We start from the raw sequence: 675 nt of genomic DNA, 5'->3' as shown, positions 1-675 counted from the left end.
ACGCTTTTCGTACCGTAAGCCATAGCAGCGACCGCCTGTCCACCACCGACATTGTAAACTTCATCAATGCCGCACAACTTGGCAACGTATAAAATTTCATCTGCAATCGGTGGAGGAGAACAAAGCACCACTTTACGACAACCAGCGATTTTTGCAGGCACGCCCAGCATCAATACTGTCGATGGCAATGGCGCGCTACCACCAGGAATATACAACCCTACTTTTTGAATGGGACGTGTCACTTGCTCACACATCACTCCAGGTTGTGTTTCCACTTTAATTGGTTGTGTTTTTTGTGCTTTATGAAATTTAGCAATGTTGCTGTAAGCCTGCTCCAGTGCTTGTTTCATTTCCGCAGAAAGGCGCTCTGAAGCCGCATTAATTTCTTTGGATGGAACTCGGATTGATTCCGGTTTTACACGGTCAAACTTTTCTGTAAGTTCTAATAGCGCTGCGTCACCTTGAGTACGCACCTTTGCGATCACATCCGCAACTGCAGCGGTAATATTCGCGCCTTCCGCAATGGCAGGACGCTCCAAAATTGCATCTTGTTGCTCTTCACTCAGTGATTGCCATACAACAGTTCTCATTGCCGTTACTCCATCATTTTTTCAATTGGTAGTACTAGAATTGAGCTCGCACCCAGTTCTTTTAGCTGTTCCATGGTTTCCCAGA

The 675-nt window shown here is 46.1% G+C and carries 2 protein-coding genes; both read right to left on the bottom strand.

Annotated elements, in window-relative coordinates:
* Positions 1-590: histidinol dehydrogenase (locus R7O13_RS27465; protein WP_318305274.1), on the bottom strand; the 590-nt coding region annotated here is incomplete at its 3' end.
* Positions 591-595: 5 nt separating this feature from the next.
* Positions 596-675, bottom strand: an 80-nt coding sequence (locus R7O13_RS27460) for a hypothetical protein (protein WP_318305275.1), incomplete at its 5' end; no start/stop codon positions are given.

The sequence above is a fragment of the Vibrio sp. Y176 genome, assembly GCF_033438945.1.
This window is presented reverse-complemented; position numbering and strand designations above follow the sequence as displayed.